At 71.4% G+C, this 18,107-nt stretch carries 17 protein-coding genes; 8 read left to right on the forward strand and 9 right to left on the reverse strand.

The window, feature by feature from the left end; all coding sequences use genetic code 11:
- Positions 1–2: 2 nt before the first annotated feature.
- A complete protein-coding gene (locus HNR70_RS01290; protein ID WP_184324063.1) occupies positions 3–329 on the forward strand; it encodes a rhodanese-like domain-containing protein in 327 nt (108 codons plus the stop codon).
- A gap of 22 nt (positions 330–351) precedes the next feature.
- Here the strand turns inward: HNR70_RS01290 and HNR70_RS01295 are convergent, their stop codons facing one another.
- Positions 352–1,104: a CPBP family intramembrane glutamic endopeptidase gene (locus tag HNR70_RS01295; protein ID WP_184324064.1), complete on the reverse strand. Its 753-nt coding sequence runs from the start codon at positions 1,102–1,104 to the stop codon at positions 352–354.
- Positions 1,105–1,154: 50 nt separating this feature from the next.
- Here HNR70_RS01295 and HNR70_RS01300 point away from each other — a divergent pair, with 50 nt between their 5' ends.
- A complete protein-coding gene (locus tag HNR70_RS01300) occupies positions 1,155–1,871 on the forward strand; it encodes an SDR family oxidoreductase (RefSeq protein ID WP_184324065.1) in 717 nt (238 codons plus the stop codon).
- 36 nt (positions 1,872–1,907) lie between these two features.
- Here the strand turns inward: HNR70_RS01300 and purB are convergent, their stop codons facing one another.
- The 7 genes from purB to HNR70_RS01335 form a co-directional block, all read right to left on the reverse strand.
- Positions 1,908–3,323: an adenylosuccinate lyase gene (purB, locus tag HNR70_RS01305; protein ID WP_184324066.1), complete on the reverse strand. Its 1,416-nt coding sequence runs from the start codon at positions 3,321–3,323 to the stop codon at positions 1,908–1,910.
- Between the two features lie 148 nt (positions 3,324–3,471).
- Complete coding sequence (locus HNR70_RS01310; protein ID WP_184324067.1) at positions 3,472–4,182, reverse strand: hypothetical protein; 711 nt, start codon at positions 4,180–4,182, stop codon at positions 3,472–3,474.
- 362 nt (positions 4,183–4,544) lie between these two features.
- Entirely contained in the window at positions 4,545–5,633 is a 1,089-nt protein-coding gene (locus HNR70_RS01315) for an ABC transporter permease family protein (RefSeq protein WP_184324068.1), read from the reverse strand.
- Positions 5,630–6,277, reverse strand: a complete 648-nt coding sequence (locus tag HNR70_RS01320) for an ABC transporter ATP-binding protein (protein ID WP_184324069.1) — start codon at positions 6,275–6,277, stop codon at positions 5,630–5,632. The genes HNR70_RS01315 and HNR70_RS01320 overlap by 4 nt, the downstream gene beginning before the upstream one ends.
- Positions 6,277–7,317, reverse strand: a complete 1,041-nt coding sequence (locus tag HNR70_RS01325; RefSeq protein ID WP_221421067.1) for a peptidoglycan-binding domain-containing protein — start codon at positions 7,315–7,317, stop codon at positions 6,277–6,279. Before HNR70_RS01325 ends, HNR70_RS01320 begins: the two co-directional genes overlap by 1 nt.
- 108 nt (positions 7,318–7,425) lie before the next feature.
- A complete protein-coding gene (locus tag HNR70_RS01330; protein ID WP_221421068.1) occupies positions 7,426–8,016 on the reverse strand; it encodes a hypothetical protein in 591 nt (196 codons plus the stop codon).
- 1,271 nt (positions 8,017–9,287) lie between these two features.
- Entirely contained in the window at positions 9,288–9,686 is a 399-nt protein-coding gene (locus HNR70_RS01335; RefSeq protein WP_184324072.1) for a phage holin family protein, read from the reverse strand.
- A 154-nt stretch (positions 9,687–9,840) separates the two neighbouring features.
- On the opposite strand from HNR70_RS01335, the gene HNR70_RS01340 reads away from it, so the two are divergent.
- Complete coding sequence (locus tag HNR70_RS01340; protein WP_184324073.1) at positions 9,841–10,950, forward strand: histidinol-phosphate transaminase; 1,110 nt, start codon at positions 9,841–9,843, stop codon at positions 10,948–10,950.
- Between the two features lie 62 nt (positions 10,951–11,012).
- Here the strand turns inward: HNR70_RS01340 and HNR70_RS01345 are convergent, their stop codons facing one another.
- Entirely contained in the window at positions 11,013–11,531 is a 519-nt protein-coding gene (locus HNR70_RS01345) for an RDD family protein (RefSeq protein ID WP_184324074.1), read from the reverse strand.
- Positions 11,532–11,743: 212 nt separating this feature from the next.
- On the opposite strand from HNR70_RS01345, the gene HNR70_RS01350 reads away from it, so the two are divergent.
- The 5 genes from HNR70_RS01350 to HNR70_RS01370 all read left to right on the forward strand — a co-directional run bounded on the left by HNR70_RS01350 (position 11,744) and on the right by HNR70_RS01370 (position 18,078).
- Positions 11,744–13,072 carry an MFS transporter gene (locus HNR70_RS01350; protein ID WP_184324075.1) on the forward strand — a complete coding sequence of 443 codons (1,329 nt, stop codon included), beginning with the start codon at positions 11,744–11,746 and terminating at the stop codon, positions 13,070–13,072.
- A gap of 62 nt (positions 13,073–13,134) precedes the next feature.
- Positions 13,135–14,412 carry a Gfo/Idh/MocA family protein gene (locus HNR70_RS01355; RefSeq protein ID WP_184324076.1) on the forward strand — a complete coding sequence of 426 codons (1,278 nt, stop codon included), beginning with the start codon at positions 13,135–13,137 and terminating at the stop codon, positions 14,410–14,412.
- A 27-nt stretch (positions 14,413–14,439) separates the two neighbouring features.
- Positions 14,440–15,918 carry a glycoside hydrolase family 3 N-terminal domain-containing protein gene (locus HNR70_RS01360; RefSeq protein WP_184324077.1) on the forward strand — a complete coding sequence of 493 codons (1,479 nt, stop codon included), beginning with the start codon at positions 14,440–14,442 and terminating at the stop codon, positions 15,916–15,918.
- Between the two features lie 58 nt (positions 15,919–15,976).
- Positions 15,977–17,086 carry a thiamine pyrophosphate-dependent dehydrogenase E1 component subunit alpha gene (locus tag HNR70_RS01365; RefSeq protein ID WP_184326485.1) on the forward strand — a complete coding sequence of 370 codons (1,110 nt, stop codon included), beginning with the start codon at positions 15,977–15,979 and terminating at the stop codon, positions 17,084–17,086.
- Positions 17,083–18,078 carry an alpha-ketoacid dehydrogenase subunit beta gene (locus tag HNR70_RS01370; protein WP_184324078.1) on the forward strand — a complete coding sequence of 332 codons (996 nt, stop codon included), beginning with the start codon at positions 17,083–17,085 and terminating at the stop codon, positions 18,076–18,078. The genes HNR70_RS01365 and HNR70_RS01370 overlap by 4 nt, the downstream gene beginning before the upstream one ends.
- The last annotated feature ends 29 nt before the right edge of the window (positions 18,079–18,107 follow it).

Genomic DNA, 18,107 nt, shown 5'->3' on the forward strand with positions numbered 1-18,107 from the left:
CCATGGACTTCGAGACCGTCGCCCCGAACGCCGTGCCCGAGGGAGCGCACCTCATCGACGTGCGCGAGCAGGCGGAGTGGGATGCCGGGCACGCGCCCGGCGCCCAGCACCTGCCCGCCAGCACCCTGCTGCAGAACCTCGACCAGCTCCCCGAGGACGACGCGGACCTGTACATCGTGTGCCGCTCCGGCGGGCGCAGCTTCCAGGTCGCCCAGTGGCTGAACGGCAACGGCTACGACGCGATCAACGTCGCCGGCGGCATGGACCTCTGGTACGAGTCGGGGCTGCCGATCGTCTCCGACGGTGAGGGCGAGCCCTTCATCCTCTGACGCGCCGCGCGCGGCCACCGGCTCAGGTCGCCAGCACGTCCTTCAGCAGCGCGTAGCCCACGAAGGCGACCACGTCGATCAGGGTGTGCGCGACGACCAGCGGCATGGTGCGGCGGGTTCGGCGGTACCACTCGCCGAACACGAGCCCCATGACGAGGTTCGCGAGCCCCGGCCCCACCCCCTGATAGGTGTGGCAGGCCCCGCGCAGCAGGGCGGAGGCGAGCAGGATCCGCCGCGGCGACCAGCCGAGCCGCTCGAGGCGCTGGTAGAGGTAGCCGACCACGATCACCTCCTCGACCAGGGCGTTCTCGAGCGCATGGAGGATCAGCACCGGGGTGGTCCACCAATGGGTCGCCAGCGCCGCCGGGATCACCTCGACGGTCGCGCCGAGCGCCCGGCCCAGGTAGTACACGGCCAGCCCCGGGATCCCGATCCCGGCGGTGATGAGCACCCCGTGCAGCAGGTCCCGCAGCGGTCGGCCCAGGTCCATCCCCAGATCCCGCAGCGCCTGGTGCACGGACCCGGCGGTCGCCGCGAGCAGCAGCACCACGAGCGCGACCGGCACCAGGGTGAAGGCGATCGAGAGCAGCTGGTAGAGCAGGTCCAGCCACGGGTTCTCCCGCAGCGACGTGTTCAGCGACGTGGACTGGGTGGACAGCGGCCCGGCGGCGAGGGCCTGGGCGAGGGACAGCAGCGAGTACACGGCGCTGCGCCCCAGCGACAGCGCGAGCACCACCAGCACCTCCGCGCGCAGCCAGGCTCGGCTCGGTCTCATCGGCTCCACGGCGTCATCGTGCCACGTCCTGCCGTGCCAGACTCGTTCCCATGACCTCCACGAACGCTGCGTCTCCCGTGTCCCTCCCGGCCGTGCTGATCACCGGCGCCACCCGCGGCATCGGCCGCGCCGTCGCCGACGAGCTCGCCGCCGACCACCACCTGATCCTCGGCGGCCGCGACGCGGAGGCGACCGCGGCGCTCGCGGCGCAGTTCCCGTCGGCCGAGCCCTTCGTCGCCGAGCTCACCGACCACGCCGCCGTCGCCGCGGCCGTCGAGGCCCTGGACCTCTCCGGCGGGCTCGCGGGCGTCGTCCACTCCGCCGGGATCCTGGTGCGCGGCCGGGTCGACGAGCTGGAGGCGGGGGAGTGGACCCGCTCCCTCGCCGTGAACGTGGTCGCGGTCGCGGAGCTGACCCGCCTGCTGCTGCCCGCCCTGCGCGCCGCCCGCGGCACCGTGGTCACCATCAACTCCGGCAACGGCTTCAACGCCGGCCCCAGCGGCGGCGCCTACGCCGCCTCGAAGTTCGCCCTGCGCGCCTTCACGGACTCCCTGCGCGCCGAGGAGCGCGAGCACGGCGTGCGCGTCAGCTCCGTGCACCCCGGCCGTGTCGCCACCGACATGCAGCGCCAGCTGCGCGGCTCGGAGAACGGCGAGTACCGCGAGCAGGACTACGTGCAGCCCACCTCGGTCGCAGCGACCGTCGCCCTCGCCCTGCGCCTGCCGGCCGAGGCGAGCATCGACACCCTCTCGATCCGGCCGCGCTGACGCAGGACCCGCCGGGTGCCCGGACGGCGGGCGGGCTCAGACCCGCTCGTCGTCCAGGTGCCCCACGAGCTGCGCGGCGAGGCCGACGTAGGTCTGCGGGGTGAGCGCCAGCAGGCGCTCCCGCTCCGCCTCGGGCAGGCCGAGCGACTCGATGAACGCGCGCATCCCGGCACCGTCCACGCGGTGGCCGCGGGTGAGCTCCTTGAGCCGCTCGTAGGGGTTGTCCAGGCCCGGCACGCCCTGCACGCCGAGGGTGCGCATCACGGACTGCACGGCCTCGCCGAGCACCTCCCAGTTGCCCTCGAGGTCCGCGGCCATGGCGTCGGCGTCCACGTCCAGTCCCGCGAGGCCCTTGCGCAGGTTCGAGATCGCCAGCAGCGAGTGGCCGAGCGCGGTGCCGATGTTGCGCTGAGTGGTGGAGTCGGTGAGGTCGCGCTGCAGGCGCGAGGTGACCAGGGTCTGGGCCAGCGAGTCCAGCAGCGCGCCGGAGATCTCGAGGTTCGCCTCGGCGTTCTCGAAGCGGATGGGGTTGACCTTGTGGGGCATGGTCGAGGAGCCGGTGCCGCCCTGCGCGGACAGGCGCTGGCGGAAATAGCCCAGCGAGATGTAGGTCCACACGTCGGTGGCAAGGTTGTGCAGGATCCGACCGGCGCGGGCGATGTCCGCGTACACCTCGGCCTGCCAGTCGTGGGATTCGATCTGGGTGGTCAGCGGGTTCCAGATCAGGCCCAGGTGCTCCACGAAGGAGCGGGAGACCTGCTGCCAGTCCGCGCCCGGGACGGAGACGGCGTGCGCGGCATAGGTGCCGGTCGCGCCGTTGATCTTGCCCAGGTACTCGTCCGCGGCGATCCGTCGCTCCTGACGGCGCAGGCGGTGCGCGAACACCGCGACCTCCTTGCCCAGCGTGGTGGGGGTGGCGGGCTGGCCGTGGGTGCGCGAGAGCATCGGCACCTCCGCGGCCTCGCGGGCCAGGGCAGTGAGGTCCGCGATCACGCCCTGCAGCGCGGGCAGCCACACCTGCTCCACCGCACCCTTGACCATCAGCGCGTAGGAGAGGTTGTTGACGTCCTCGCTGGTGCAGTAGATGTGCACCACCTCGGCGAGCGGCTCGAGGCTGGTGCCGGCGAGGCGGCGCTTGATGTAGTACTCGATCGCCTTGACGTCGTGGACGGTCTCCCGCTCGATCTCGGCGTGCTCGGCGATGCCGTCGGCGCCGAAGTCCTTCGGGATCGCGCGCAGCAGCGCCCGCTCCTCGTCGGTGAGGGTGCGCAGTCCGGGGATGACCTGCTGATCCAGCAGGTGGATCATCCACTCGGTCTCCACCACCAGGCGGGAGCGGTTCAGCGCCGCCTCGGAGAGGTGGTCCACCAGCGGCGCGGTCTGCGCGCGGTAGCGGCCGTCGAGCGGGGTCAGGGCGATCTGCGGGGTGATGTCCGCGAAGGAGTGAGCCATGGGGAGCATTCTCCCAGACCCGGCGGATCGGGCGAGAGACCGTGCCAGGAGGTGGGCGCGTGCGTGATGCACCGGGCGCGAACTGCAGGAGGGCGCCCACGGAGGACCTGCGCTGGGAGAGCGGCGCACATGGGCATCTCCGGGGCGCTCACGTGCCGTAGAAGTACTCATGGGGAGGCATCGGCGGGCAGCTCTCTGCGATCCGTTCGCGACGAGGCTGGTCGTGCGGGATCCAGTCGGGCGGATACCACGCGCGGGGCCCGTCGAAGAAGGTGTCGATGTACGTCTCGCGAGAGGGCGTGGGTACATCGGGAATAGTGACCCCATTGGATTCCAGGCAGGGAATGAAGGCTTCGGTCCAGTAATCCCACGCCATTCCGATCTGTTCCGGCGTCCAATCGGTGCGAAGTGCGGGGACCGGCGTGTATTGAGCGTCGCAGATATATTGCGCCAGGAGAAGGGCGTCCTCCTGCGATGTTGGCACCGGTGGCGTGAACACGGTTCCGCCCGTCGGACCGACTTCGGCCGGGAAGCCCGCCTCTGTGAGGCAGGTGACAGTCGTTTCCCAATTGTCCTCCGGGGTGGTCGTCCAGCGGATCAGTTCGACGTCCGGGGGAGGTGAATCCAATAATCCTGCGCGCTCATCCAGATAGGCGGATCGATACTCGTCGAGCTCTTCCTTGCTGTACGTGGGGTGCTCGATCGGTTCGTCCGGGACCCACGTGTGCGGGTCTTCCGCAGTCGTCGTGTGCTGAGGGGTGGGAGTGCTCGAGGGCGTGTCCGAGCATCCGGTGAGTGTGATCAGCGCGGAGAGTGCGATGACTGCGGCGAGCCGAAGGCGACGCGTCCTTGAGGGCATCAGGTGAGTGAGCCGGAGTCGGTCGCAGCGAGTGCGGGACCCGCTCCCACTGCACAGACGGCGAGAAGAAAGGTGGTCGTGATAGTGGCGAGACGGCGCGTCATGGCAGTTCTCCTCAGAGGTTCTCGACCTTAGGTGCATTTCGAGGGTGTCATGTGTCGTAAAAATGTTCTCGCCGCACTCTGAATCGTTATCCGAACGTTCCCGTGGCTGTCGCTCCGTGCCGAGGCCGGGGCGCCCTCTGCGGTCGTCGTGATGATGTCGATGGTCACGCCGCCCGGGAGCGTCGATCAGAACGTGTCCACCAGCCGTCAGATCGTCCGGCCCGCGACCTGCTCCGGCGATGGCAGCTGCTGGGCGGTTCAGGCCACTCGCATCACGCGCACCGGGTCGCGGAAGGCCGCCAGCAGCGCCGGCGGGATCGCGGCCAGCAGCACGGCATCCAGGGTGAGCAGTCCGATGGGCAGAGCCACCAGGGGGGAGACGTCGACGATGTCCTGGCCGAGCGCCAGCGTGACTCCCACGGCAGCCACGATCCCGGGAACGGCCGCCGCGCCCGCGCGCAGCGAGACCATCGCCACCAGATCGGTGCGGTTGATGCCCAGCGTTCGTCGTCGTCCGAGGTCCCGGGCCCGGATGAGCACGTCTGCCAGCACCACGGCGCAGACCAGCAGCAGACCGATCCCCAGCACGGTGATCAGCAGCGTGCGGGACGTCTCGGCCAGCTGGGCATCGAGCTCCATCGCCGTACGGGCCGCACTGAGCTGGGACTCGACGGTCACCTGCTGCGGGCCGTCGGGAGCCAGGATCTCGAGGGTGCCGGCCTGGGCCGCCTCGACATCCGCCAGGGACGTCGCGAGTACGTCGACCGAGGCCAGTGGGGTGCCCGGCGTGCTGACGGCGAGGATCCCGGCATCGTAGACGGTGAATGCCGGGGCGGCGCGGAAGGTCCCGACGATCGGGATCTGGCGGCCCTCTCCCAGCTGGGCGGCCCCGGCGTCGTCGGTGAGGCCGAAGGTCTGTCGGGACGTCTCGGAGATCAGTGCTTCACCGGGCTGCGGCCAGCGGCCGCTGAGCAGGGTGACGGCGGAGTCGAGGTCACCGTGCACCTCCCACAGGGGCACGACCGGGCCACCGGTGCCGGTGGCGGCATTGACCACATCGGTGGCCGGCGTGCGGGCGAGCACCACATCGGTCGAATCCAGCCCATGGATCACGCCGACGGTCGCCGGGGTGACGAATCCGGCCTCGTCCTGGGCAGAGACGCTCACCAGGCGTGAGCTGTCGCTGGTGAGCTGATCGTGGATCGCGCTGCGGCTGGCCTCGGCCTGGCCGGCGGTGAGGATCGCTGCCAGGCACATGGCGGCGGCCACGACCATCACCAGCGCGGAGGAGGTTCGGGCGGCGAGGGCGCTCACCAGCGCCTCGCGGCACAGTGCGGAGATCTTCACAGCGCCAGCTCCTCCGTGCTGCGGGCGAGGACCTGCGGGTCGTGGGTCGCGATCAGCACGGAACGGCCGTCTGCGGCGATCTCGGTGAGCTGGTCGAGCACCAGATCCGCATTGCCCGGGTCGAGGTTCCCGGTGGGCTCATCGGCCAGGACGATGTCCGGATCGTTCATCAGCGCCCGGCACAGCGCCACCCGCTGAGCTTGCCCGCCGCTGATCTGGCCGGGGCGATGATCGGCACGGTGCCCGAGGCCGAAACGGTCCAGCAGCTCCCGCGCCCGGGGCCGCAGCGTCCCAGCGGGCATACCGCCGTACAGCCCCACCTCGCTGACGCTGTCCAGCAGGGTCCGGGTGGGGTCCAGCTCGGAGTCCTGGAAGACGAAGCCGAACCGTCCGGCTCGCAGCGCCGAGCGCTCGGCGTCGGGCGCCGCGGAGACGTCCTGCCCATCGAGCAGGACCCGGCCCGAGGACGGCGACAGGAGGAGCCCGAGCAGGTAGAGCAGGGTGCTCTTGCCCCGGCCGGATGCACCGGTGATGGCAGTGACAGCACCGGGGGTGAAGGTGGCGTTCAACCCGCGGTACATCTCCTCGCCGCCGCGGCGGTAGCGGAAGCGGAGATCCTCGACGGCGAGATCGGCGCGGTCCATCAGCCGCCCCCGTCGGAGGGAGGAGGCGCTGCGCCGTCGGGGAGCCTGATCTCGTCCCCCGCGTCCAGACCGTCGACCACTGCGATCCCGGCCTCGATCCCCTGGATCTCGACCTCGACGTCGGTGCCGTCGGCATGTTCGACCGTGGTGCGGCCGTCGGGGCCGGTGCTGATCGCGGCCAGCGGGATCGCGGGCCCCGTGACGGACGGGACGATCTCCACCTGGGTCATGAGATTGATCGTCTCGGCGCCGCTCAGCGCACTGCACTCCTGGCCGCAGACCGAGGAGCCGTCTGGCGCGGTGAGGGTGAGGTCGGTCCCCTGATCGCCGGGCCCGGAGGAGGCGATGACTGCCGGCCAGGACTGCTCCCCGTGGGTGACGGTCAGCGTTGCCCCGGAGGGGATCAGATCGGCCTGGGCGGTGCTGAGATGCATCACGAACTCCGGCTCGTCGCCCGGCACGGCGACCACCGACTCCCCGCCGGAGACGAGCAGGCCAGGGGCGATGATTGACGGGTCCAAACGGACGGGGCCGGGCAGCTGAGGGATCGCGATGAGCCTGCCCAGAGTGATCTCACCGGTCTCCTCGAGGCCGAGCGACTCCTGCCAGTCACGGACAGCATCCCTGGTGGCCGGGCCGAACTCGCCGTCGGAGGGGCCCGACAGCAGATCCAATGCGCGCAACGTCTCCTGGAGCTGGGCCACATCGTCCCCGGAGTCCCCGCGGCCCAGGTCCCGGTAGAAGGGCACCGTCCCGGCGACAGCCCGGACGGGGACATGGTCCACCCGGTACAGAATGTCGCCGGGCTCGATGGCGTCGAGATCACCGACCTCCGTGATGGTCCCCGAGAGGCGATTCGTCGCCACCGTCGAGAACTCCCTCGTCACCGAGGTGACCAGGGTGAGCGATCTCCCGACCTCTTGAGTGCTCACCTCGACGGTGCGTGTCTCGGACGCGGGGGCGGCCGTCTCGTCGTCGCTGCCGCCGGCAGTCGTCCTGCCGATCCAGTACCCGCCGACGATCAGGAGCAGCACGATCACCGTCACGCCGACCGTGCGGGCGCGCCGCGGATGCTTCTGTGATGGTGGAGTCGGCGAGCTCGGGTCTCCAACTGCGTCGTCTTCGTTCACCGGTGGATCTCCTGGGTGTCAGCTGCCATAGAAGTATTCGTGGGGCGGCATCGGCGGGCACGCGTCCTCGACGGCGTCAGCTCTGTCGCCCAGTTGTGCGACCCAGGCCGGCGGGTACCACCGGGGCTCACCAGCGAAGAAAGTGTCGATGTACGTCTGCCGGGACGGAACCTCTGCTTCGGGGATGGGCACCCCCTGCGCTTCGAGGCACGGGATGAACGCTTCGTTCCAGTAGTCCCAGGCCATTCCGATCTGCTCTGGGGTCCAGTCGGTGACCAGAGCGGGGTGCGGGGTGTATTTCGCGTCGCAGACGTAGAGTGCCAGGTAAACTGCATCGTTCTGGGCGGCAGGAGGGGGAGGGTCGAACGAGACGCCTCCATGAGAGGCGGACTCAGCTGGGAATCCGGCCTCGGTGACGCACGTTGCCAGTGCCTGGGAATGCTCTTCGCGTGTGAAGGTCCATCTGACGAGCTCGACCTCAGGCGGAGACTCGATGTCCATCGACGCCGCTTGTTCGTCCAGGAAGCTGACGCGGAACTGCTCGAGCTCTTGGTCCGAGTACGTGCGGTGGGAGATCTCCTGGTCCGGTTCCCATGTCCGAGGGTTCACGGCCGGAGCTCCCGAGGTCGCCGGATGGTCCTCTGTCGCTGGTGGCCCTGAACAGCTGACAGCCATCGTGGCTATGGCGCTCATGCAGATCGTGAGCCGTGTGAACTCACGCCAGCTGACCGAGAGGAGGATGTCGGTGATCCCTCGCTGCCGGGGCAACCACCTCATGGAATGGCGCGGGCAAATCCCGTTGGAGGATCTCCCATTCTCTCTCCGGTGCACGAACATGGTTCACCGTGAGATGTCGCCATTGCACCAGGCATAGCTTCCGGCGTAGTACAACGAGTATGACGATGCGCTCCAACTGCCGCTGGTCACGCCAGAAACTCCGGAGATGGTGTATGACGAGTTGGTCCAATCGACGAGCCCACCGCCCGCACGGATCTCCAACCGGTCGAGACGCTGTTGTTCACCCCGGACCCCAATCGTCGCACCGTGGCTGCATGACAAGGAGCCGTATTCAGTTGCCGCCAGGGCAGGGCCGACCCCAAGGGAGCAGGTGAGGAGGAGGGCTCCCGTAGCGATTGCGGCAAGTCGACGCTTCACTGCGTGCCTCCGATCGTTCCGTGAATGTCACTGATCGTTCCGTGAATGTCGCTGTCAACGTAGCAGCGATGGTGCTGGAGCTCGTTGCCCGAAATATGATCGTTACCAGGTGTGCGGAAAAGTGGCTCTTCAGAGTTGAGTGTGGGCGCGCCGGTGGGGTCGACCGCGGTTGCCGACGGGGAGCCGGGACTCTCGGACCCCGGTTGCTCCGTCGTGCATCCCGGAGCGACGACCAGCGCGGCGACGCAGGGTGCGAGGGTGATGCGCCGAGTGCGGGCGTGGGTCCGACATGCGGTGGAGGAATGTGAGTCTTTCATCGCTCAGCGCGAGATGTCAGGAGTGCACCCGCCGTAGCTGCCGGAATACAGCAACGAGGCCGACGAGGCGCTCCGACGTCCGCTGGTCGCGGTCGATACCGTCCGAGTCACCAGTGCGGAAGTCGTCGAATCCAGAATCACCACGTTGGCCTTGATGGTCAGGGTGTCGAGTCGCTGCTGCTCGCCGCGGACGCCGATGGTCGTTCCATGGCTGCACGACAGGGGCCTGAATCGGTTGGGGCAAGGGCTGGGGTGATCCCGAGTGCGGTGAAGAACAGGGCGCTGGTGGCGATGGCTGTGAGGCGGCGCGTCATTGGGGTGCTCCCGTCGAGTCGTGCGGCTGCTCACTGCATCGTGGCACGTGACACATGTCGTTGAAATATGAGTGGAGGAGTCGTCGTGGGAGCGTTACTCACTCTTCGCGTGCGACTCCCCGAGCCCGGTCACCGCCTCGACGATCGCGGAGAGCATGCCGATGATGATGCCGGCGCCGAGCGCCCACCAGAAGCTGTCGAAGGTCAGGGTCAGTCCCAGCAGGCCGGAGACCCAGCTCGCCAGCAGCAGCATCAGCGTGTTGATGACCAGCTGGAACAGGCCCAGCGTGAGACAGGTGATGGGCAGGGCCAGCAGCTCCAGGATCGGCTTCACGATCGTGTCGATCAGCGCGAGGATCAGCGCGATCGCGCCGATGGTGAGCACCTGCGTGAGCACGCTCGCGCTGTTCTCGCCCAGGTGCATGCCGGGCAGGATCAGCGCCGTGACCCACAGCGCGAGGCCGGTGACGATGATGTGGCCGAGGAATCTCATGGCGCCATTGTCCTGCCCGTGCCCGCTCGACGCACGGGGGAGAGCCCCCGGATCGCGCGGGCCGTGGGCGGAGCGGAGCGGCGCCGTGCGCCGGTCGCGGCGGGTGCGTTCACCGCAAGGCCGCCGCCTGCCCGGCGCCGCCTATCCTGGCGACATGTCTGAGACGTCCCCCCGCCCCGACGCCCCCGTCGAGACCATCCGCCTGCGCCCCGCCCTCGAGGACCTGCCGGTCTACGTTCCCGGGAAGCCGCCGGCCGATGACGGCATCCGCCGCCTGAAGGTCTCCTCCAACGAGTCCTCCTTCCCGCCCGTCCCGGCGGTGCGCGAGGCCGTGATCGCGACGCTCGACGAGATGCACCTCTACCCCGATGCCGCCGGGATCGCGCTGCGCGAGGCGCTGGGGGAGAACCACGGCGTGGAGCCGGCCCAGATCGCGCTGTCCAACGGCTCGGTCTCGGTCACCGCCGATCTGGTGCGGGCCCTGGTGGGCGAGGGGGACGAGGTGGTCTACGCCTGGCGCTCCTTCGAGGCGTACCCGCTGCTGGTGGGCGCCCAGGGCGGCACCTCCGTGCAGGTGCCGCTCACGGCGGACGCCGAGCACGATCTCGACGCGATGGCGGCGGCGATCACCGAGCGCACCCGCCTGGTGCTGCTGTGCACCCCGAACAACCCCACCGGGCCCTCGCTGAGCACCGCCCAGGTCGAGGCGTTCCTCGCGCAGGTCCCGGAGCACGTGGTGGTCGCGATCGACGAGGCGTACCGCGAGTTCCACGACCCCGCCACCGTGCTGGGCACGGCCGGGATCTTCCGCCGCCACGCCAACGTGGTGCTGCTGCGCACCTTCTCCAAGCTGCAGGGCCTGGCAGGGCTCCGGCTCGGCTACGCGGTCGCGCATCCGCGGCTCGCCGCCGCGCTGGGCCAGGTGGCGATCCCCTTCTCCGCCAGCCGCCCCGCCCAGGCCGCCGCGCTGGCCTGCCTGGAGCCCACGGTCGCCGAGGAGCTCGAGCGCCGCGCCGAGTGGGTGCGCACGGAGCGGTCCCGCGTGCAGCAGGCGCTCGCCGCGCAGGGCTGGGAGCTGCCCGCGAGCCACGGCAACTTCGTGTACTTCCCGCTGGGGGAGGACACTCCGGCCTTCGCCGAGTTCGCCGACGCCCGCGGCCTGGTGATGCGCGCCTACGGCACCGAGGGGGTGCGCGCCACGATCGCCGGCCAGGAGGCCAACGACCTGCTGATCGAGATCGCCGCCGCCTGGCGCTCCCGCTGAACGCTCCGCGCTCCGCGCTCCGGGATCGGGCTCGGGCCTCGGGCAGATCCTGGGCCCGCGCCTCAGCCGCGGGGTGCGGCGGGGAGGAGCACGCGGCCGCCGACGAGCCGGTCGTGGACCCCGCGCCCGGGGCGGCGCAGCACCGTCGCGGCGACCACGCCGAGCGTCGCGTAGACGGCGACGGCGGAGCCGTAGGTGAGCGCATCGCCCTCCTCGAAGCCGCCCCCGACGGCGCCGATCGCGGTGAGGTGCCCCAGCTGCCAGGGCACCAGGATCTTCACCGTGTTCCGTCCCAGCGCTCGGGAGAACGGCAGCGCCGCCCCGCCGGCGCCCGCCACCTCGAGACCCTGCCGGCGCTTGCCCCAGGTGGCCCGGTGCGGCCCGGACTCGGCCCGCGCCGCCAGCAGGGTCGCGGCCACGGGCGGCACCGCGCTGACCAGCTGCGCGAACAGTCGGCTCTCCCCGAGAGAGGTGGTGCTCACCAGCAGCACTCCGACGGGCGCCGTCGCCGCGGCGAGACCCAGGTAGCCGACGCAGTCCGTGAGGTGGGCGCGCACGCGCCGCGACGCCAGAGGATCCATGGCCCCAGCCAAGCATCCGCGCCCACCGCCCACCACCGACCATCCGCCGTGACCCGCGGGTCGCACCGCGCCCCGCGGCAACCGTCGGACATCCGCGCCGGGCAGCGGCCCGGGCGGCTACCCTCGGAGCCGGTCGGGTCCCTGCCGGAGTAGGAGGGCGCCCGCAGCGTTCGGCCCGACTGCCCCCGCCCCGACCTCCCCAAAGGACCTCCATGAGCACCCCCGCCGCGCCCGCCCCCGCCCTCGGAGGCCCCCGCGCCTACGGGGTGTGGGTCGCGGCCGTGACGGCGTACGCGATCGCGGTGCTGCAGCGCACCACGATGGGCGTGGCCGGGCTCGAGGCCACCGAGCGGTTCGGCGCCTCCGCCACGATCGTCTCCACCTTCGTGGTGCTGCAGCTGGCCGTCTACGCGCTCTGCCAGATCCCCGCCGGCGTGCTGCTGGACCGCTTCGGCTCCCGCGCGACCCTCACCTCCGGCGCCGTGCTCATGGCGCTGGGCCAGGTGCTCATGTCCCAGACGGAGACCGTGGGCGTGGCGATGATCGCGCGGATCGTGCTGGGAGCCGGGGACGCCCTCACCTTCTCCAGCGCGATCCGGCTGGTCCCCGCCTGGTTCCCGGCGGCGCGGGTGCCGATCCTCACCCAGCTCACCGGGATCCTGGGCCAGGTGGGGCAGATCGCCTCCGCAGTGCCCTTCGTGGCGGCGCTGACGATGCTGGGCTGGACGCCCGCCTTCGGCGGGGCCGCCTCCGTCAGCGCGCTCGCCGCGCTGCTCGCGCTGCTGGTGGTGCGCGCGACCCCGCCGGGGATGCCGCGCCCGCGGGTGCGGCAGGATCTCGCCCGGATCCCGCTGGTGCTCGCCCGGATCGTGCGCCATCCCTCCACCCAGCTGGGGTTCTTCACCCACTTCACGGCCGGCTTCACCGGCATCGCCTTCTCCATGATGTGGGGCTACCCGTACCTCACCGCGGGGGAGGGGCTGAGCCGGCCCGCGGCCTCGGCGGTGATGACCGTGCTGGTGGTGGTGGCCGTGGTGGGAGGGCCGCTGATCGGTGCGCTCACCGAGCGCCATCCGCTGCGGCGCTCCACCCTGGTGCTGCTGATCGTGGCCTGCATCGGCGTGCCCCTGCTGGCCCTGGTGCTGTGGCCCGGGCCGGCGCCCATCTGGCTGCTGGTGCTGCTGGTGGCGGGCTTCTCGATCGGCGGGCCCGCCAGCAGCGTGGGCTTCGACTTCCCTCGCACGGACCTGGCCCGGCACCGGCTGGGCACGGCGACCGGCGTGGTGATCATGGGCGGGTTCATCGGCGGACTGCTCTCGATCTTGCTGATCGGCCTGGTGTTGGACCTGCTGCGGCCGGACGGCGCCTACGACCTCCACGCCTTCCGGGTGGCCTTCGCGGTCCAGCTCCCGCTGCTGGGCCTCGGCGTGGCGGGCATGCTGCTCTCCCGCCGCCGGCTGCGGCGGCGGATGGCCGCGCAGGGCCGCGAGGTGCCGCCGTGGCGGGACGTGTGGCGCTCGGGGCGCTGGCGCCGGCTCTGAGGCTTGCCGCGTCGCCGCGATCTGGGTAGCGTTTCCCCACCACTTAATTTCGAGGAGGAAATATGTCGTTCACCCTGGGGATCGTCGGGATCGGCCAGTTCGGCTCCCACTTCGCGGAGCTCTTCGCCGCCCACCCCGAGATCGAGGCGCTCTACGCCTGTGACGCCGTCCCCGAGCGGATCGACGCCGTCGAGGCGCGCGGCGTGCACTTCGCCGGCCGCTTCGCCACCCTCGAGGAGCTGCTCGCCTCGGACGTCGACGCCGTCGCGATCTTCACCCAGCGCTGGACCCACGGCGAGCACGCCCTGGCCGCCCTGCGCGCCGGCAAGCACGTCTACTCCGCGGTGCCGATGGCGATCGAGGAGGAGGAGATCCGGGCGATCACCGAGGAGGTGCGGCGCACCGGCCTGGTCTACATGATGGGCGAGACCAGCCAGTACAACGCCGCCGTGGTCCTCGCCCGCCGCCTGCACCGCCAGGGCGTGTTCGGCGAGGTGTTCTACGCCGAGGGCGACTACGTCCACGACATGGATCTCGGGTTCTACGACGCCTACAAGTACTCCGGCGGCGAGGGCTGGAAGGCCACCGCCTCGTACCCGCCGATGCTCTACCCCACCCACTCGATCGGCGGCATCCTCGGGGTGCTGGGGGAGCGGCACGCCGTGTCCGTCTCGTGCCTGGGTCGACCGGACACCCGCGGCGACGGCGTGTTCGACAAGGACGTGTCGATGTTCGGCAACGACGTCTCCAACGCCTTCGCCCTGTTCGGCATGGACAACGGCGGCGCCTTCCGCACCAACGAGCTGCGCCGCGTCGGCTACCCCTCCCACAAGCGCGAGTCCCGCTTCCGCTTCTTCGGCGAGGAGTCCTCCTTCGAGGAGACCGTCGAGGCGACCTACTGGCACGACAAGCGCCGCGTGCTCGAGGTGACCGACCTGATCGGCACCGACGCCACCATGTCGCTGGACGACCCGCGCCTCGCCGATGTCTCGCCCACCCTGCGCGACGCCTTCGTCGCCGGCGCCGCCCGCTCCCACCACCAGGCCCGCCTGCCGCGGGAGTTCCAGGGTCTGCCCAACGGCCACGAGGGCGCCCATCACTTCCTCGTCGACGACTTCGCTCGCGCCGTCGCGGACGGCCTCCAGTCCCAGGTCAACGCCTGGCAGGCCGCCCGCTACACCCTCCCCGGCATCATCGCCCACGAGTCGATGAAGGCCGGCGGCGAGCGCCTGGAGATCCCCGACCTCGGAGACTGCCCGCTGCCGGTGCAGGACCTGGACGCGGGCCAGGAGCCGCTGGACATCCCCGCCCTGGAGGACGCACTCGCACAGCTCTCCTGAACGCGTCCCGCTCGGTACTGTTCGAGCATGGAGCGTGAGCAGGGCGGGGTGGAGCAGGTCAGGGCATGGGACGGGGACGTCCTCGGCGTCCTCATGGCGCCCTTCACCGGCACCGCCGTGCCGGAATGGCTCGGCGAGGCCCTCGACGAGGGCCTCGCCGCGGTGATCCTCTTCGGCCACAGCACCCCCGATCCTGCGACGGCACGGGACCTCGCTCGCGCTCTCCATGCGCGCAGCGAGGACCTGGTCATCGCGATCGACGAGGAGGGCGGGGACGTCACCCGCCTCCAGGCCGCGACCGGCTCCTCCCTGCCCACCGCCTGGGCGCTCGGGGAAGCGGGGGACGTCGAGCTCACCCGGCACGTCGGCCGCGCCCTCGGCGACCTGCTCGCCGCCTGCGACATCGACCTCGACCTCGTCCCGGTGCTCGACGTCTCCACCGACCCCGCGAACCCCGTGATCGGCACCCGCGCCTTCGGTGACGAGCCCGACCGCGTCGCCGCCCACGCCCGCGCCTTCGCGACGGGCCTGATCGACGCCGGGATCGGCACCTGCGCCAAGCACTTCCCCGGCCACGGCGCGACCGCCACCGACTCCCACACCGCCCTGCCCCGCATCGACCTGCCCGCTGCGCAGTTCGAGCGCGAGCACCTCGCCCCCTGGCGGATCGCGCCCTGGCTGGACGCGGTGATGACCGCGCACGTGCTCGTCCCCGCCCTCGGCGAGGGCCTCGCCTCGATCTCCCCCTGGGCGCGGCCGCTGCTGGACCGCGCCGTGGGCGGCACCTTCCGCGGCCTCGTCATCACCGACGCCCTGGACATGGCCGCCGTCGCCGAGAACCCCGGGTACGGCGAGGCCGCCGTGCGCGCCCTCGTCTCCGGTGCCGACCTGCTGTGCCTGGGCAGCAGCGCCCGCCGCGAGGACCGCCAGATGCTGCGCGAGGCCCACGACGCGATCCTCGCCGCCGTCGACACCGGCCGCCTCACCCGCGAGGACCTGCGCGCCCGCGCGTCCCGCGCCCGCGACCGGCTCCGCTCCCTGCGCACCCGGCGCCGCTTCGTCCCCGCCCCCGCCCTCGAGGATGCCCTCGCCCGCGCCGAGCGCTTCGGCGCCGGGGCCGCGGCCCGCGCGGTCCGCTCCCGCCACGGCCACGCCCGCCTCGACCTCCGACCCGCCGCCGTCCTCGACGTGCGCCGCGGCGGACGGCCGGACGCCCTGGTCACCGCCCTGCGCGAGCGCGGACTGCGCACGGACGTCCCCGACTACGACACCCTTCCGGGCCCGGACGTGCAGGTCCTGGTCCTCACACGACTGCCCCGCAGCGACGCCGAGGAGGGCCGCCGCCTCGCCGCCGCCCTCGCGACGCGCCCCGACGCGATCGCCGTCCACACCGGGGTGCCCGACGCCGCCCCGGACCATCGCGCCCTCGTCCTCGCCCACGGCGCAGGCCGCACGATGATGCGAGCCGTCGCGCATCTCCTTGGAACTTACGGCACCGTAGGTTAGTCTCGGGCCCGTGAGCGTCTTCCGATCCACGATCCCCGACGTCGCGGCCGAGGAGCCGATGGTCCAGCTCCTGGATGCCGACGGCACCCGCACCCCGCACGAGCAGCTCGACGCCGTGCTGGACGAGCACGGCCTGGCGTCCCCGGAGCGCCTGCGCGGCTACTACCGCGACATGGTGATGATCCGCGCCGCGGATCTCGAGGCCACGAGCCTGCAGCGCCAGGGCCAGCTGGGCCTGTGGGCCAGCGCGCTCGGCCAGGAGGCCGCGCAGATCGGCGCCGGCCACGCCGCCCGCGAGCAGGACTACCTCGTGCCCACCTACCGCGAGCACGGCGTGGCCTGGGCGCGCGGCATCGAGCCGTGGCGCCTGCTGGAGATGTTCCGCGGCGTCAGCCACGGCGGCTGGGACCCCAACGAGCTGCGCACCCATCCGTACATGATCGTGCTCGGCTCCCAGGCGCCGCAGGCCGTCGGCTACGCCATGGGCCTGCAGCGCGACGGCCTGGTCGGCACCGGCGACCTCTCCACCGACACCTCGGTGCTGGCCCTGTTCGGCGACGGCGCCTCGAGCGAGGGCGAGGTCTCCGAGTCCCTCACCTTCGCCGCCTCCTTCCAGGCCCCGATCGTCTTCTACACGCAGAACAACCAGTGGGCGATCTCGGTGCCCACCGAGGTCCAGACCCGGGTGCCGCTCGCCCAGCGCTCCCGCGGCTGGGGGATCCCGTCGGCGCGCGTGGACGGCAACGACGTCCTCGCCGTGCTCGGCACCGTCCGCACGGCTCTGGATGCCGCCCGCGAGGGAGAGGGCCCCCGCTTCGTCGAGGCCGTCACCTACCGCATGGCCGCACACACCACGAGCGACGACGCCTCCCGCTACCGCCCGAAGGCCGAGGAGCAGGAGTGGGCGGAGAAGGACCCGATCCTGCGCCTGCGCCGCCACCTCGAGCAGCTGGACCAGATCGACGAGGACTTCGTGGCCCGCTGCGACGAGGAGGCCCACGACCTCGCCATGCAGCTGCACCACCACATCCACGGCATGGAGGACCCCGACCCCGTGCACATGTTCGACCATCCCTACGCCGAGCCCCACCCGATCGTGGCCCGCGAGCGCGAGGAGTACCTCGAGTACGCCGCCCAGTTCGACGACGATGAGGAGGAGCAGGCATGAGCGGACAGAAGGCCCCCATCACCCTTCCCATTGCCAAGGCCATCACCGCCGGGCTCCGCGACGCGATGACCGCGGACGACAAGGTCATGCTGATGGGCGAGGACATCGGCGTGCTCGGCGGCGTCTTCCGCGTCACCGACGGGCTCCACGCCGAGTTCGGCTCCCAGCGCGTGGTGGACACGCCGCTGGCCGAGGCCGGCATCGTCGGCACCGCGATCGGCCTGGCCCTGCGCGGCTACCGGCCCGTGGTCGAGATCCAGTTCGACGGCTTCGTCTTCCCCGCCTTCAACCAGATCACCACCCAGCTGGCCAAGATGCACAACCGCACCAGCGGCCGGGTGACCATGCCGGTCGTGGTCCGCATCCCCCACGGCGGCGGGATCGGCGCGGTCGAGCACCACTCCGAGAGCCCCGAGGCGTACTTCGCCCACACCGCGGGCCTGCGGATCCTCGCCCCCTCCACCGCCCAGGACGCCTACTGGATGACCCGCCAGGCCATCGAGTGCGAGGACCCGGTGATCATGCTGGAGCCGAAGCGCCGCTACTGGGTCAAGGGCGACGTCGACCCCGACCACCGCCCCGCGCTCTCGCCCTGGCAGGCGCAGGTGGTGCGCCCCGGCACCGACGCGACGGTGCTCGCGTGGGGGCCGAGCATGCCGGTGGTGCGCGAGAGCGCGGAGACCGCCGCGGCCGACGGGATCGACCTCGAGGTCATCGACGCCCGCTCCCTCGCCCCGATCGACTACCCGACCATCGCCGCCTCGGTGCGCAAGACCGGCCGGCTCCTCATCGTCCACGAGGCCCCCGTGGTCAGCGGCCTCGGCGCTGAGATCGCCGCCCGCATCTCCGAGGACTGCTTCTACCACCTCGAGGCGCCCGTGCTGCGGGTGGGCGGCTACCACCTGCCCTACCCGCCCTCCCGCATGGAGCACGCCTACCTCCCCGACCTCGACCGGGTGCTCGACGGCGTGGATCGCCTGCTCGAGCACTGACGGCCGCGCCCCTGCGTGAAAGGATCACG

The organism is Brachybacterium aquaticum (genome assembly GCF_014204755.1).
GTDB classification, from domain to species: Bacteria; Actinomycetota; Actinomycetes; order Actinomycetales; family Dermabacteraceae; genus Brachybacterium; species Brachybacterium aquaticum.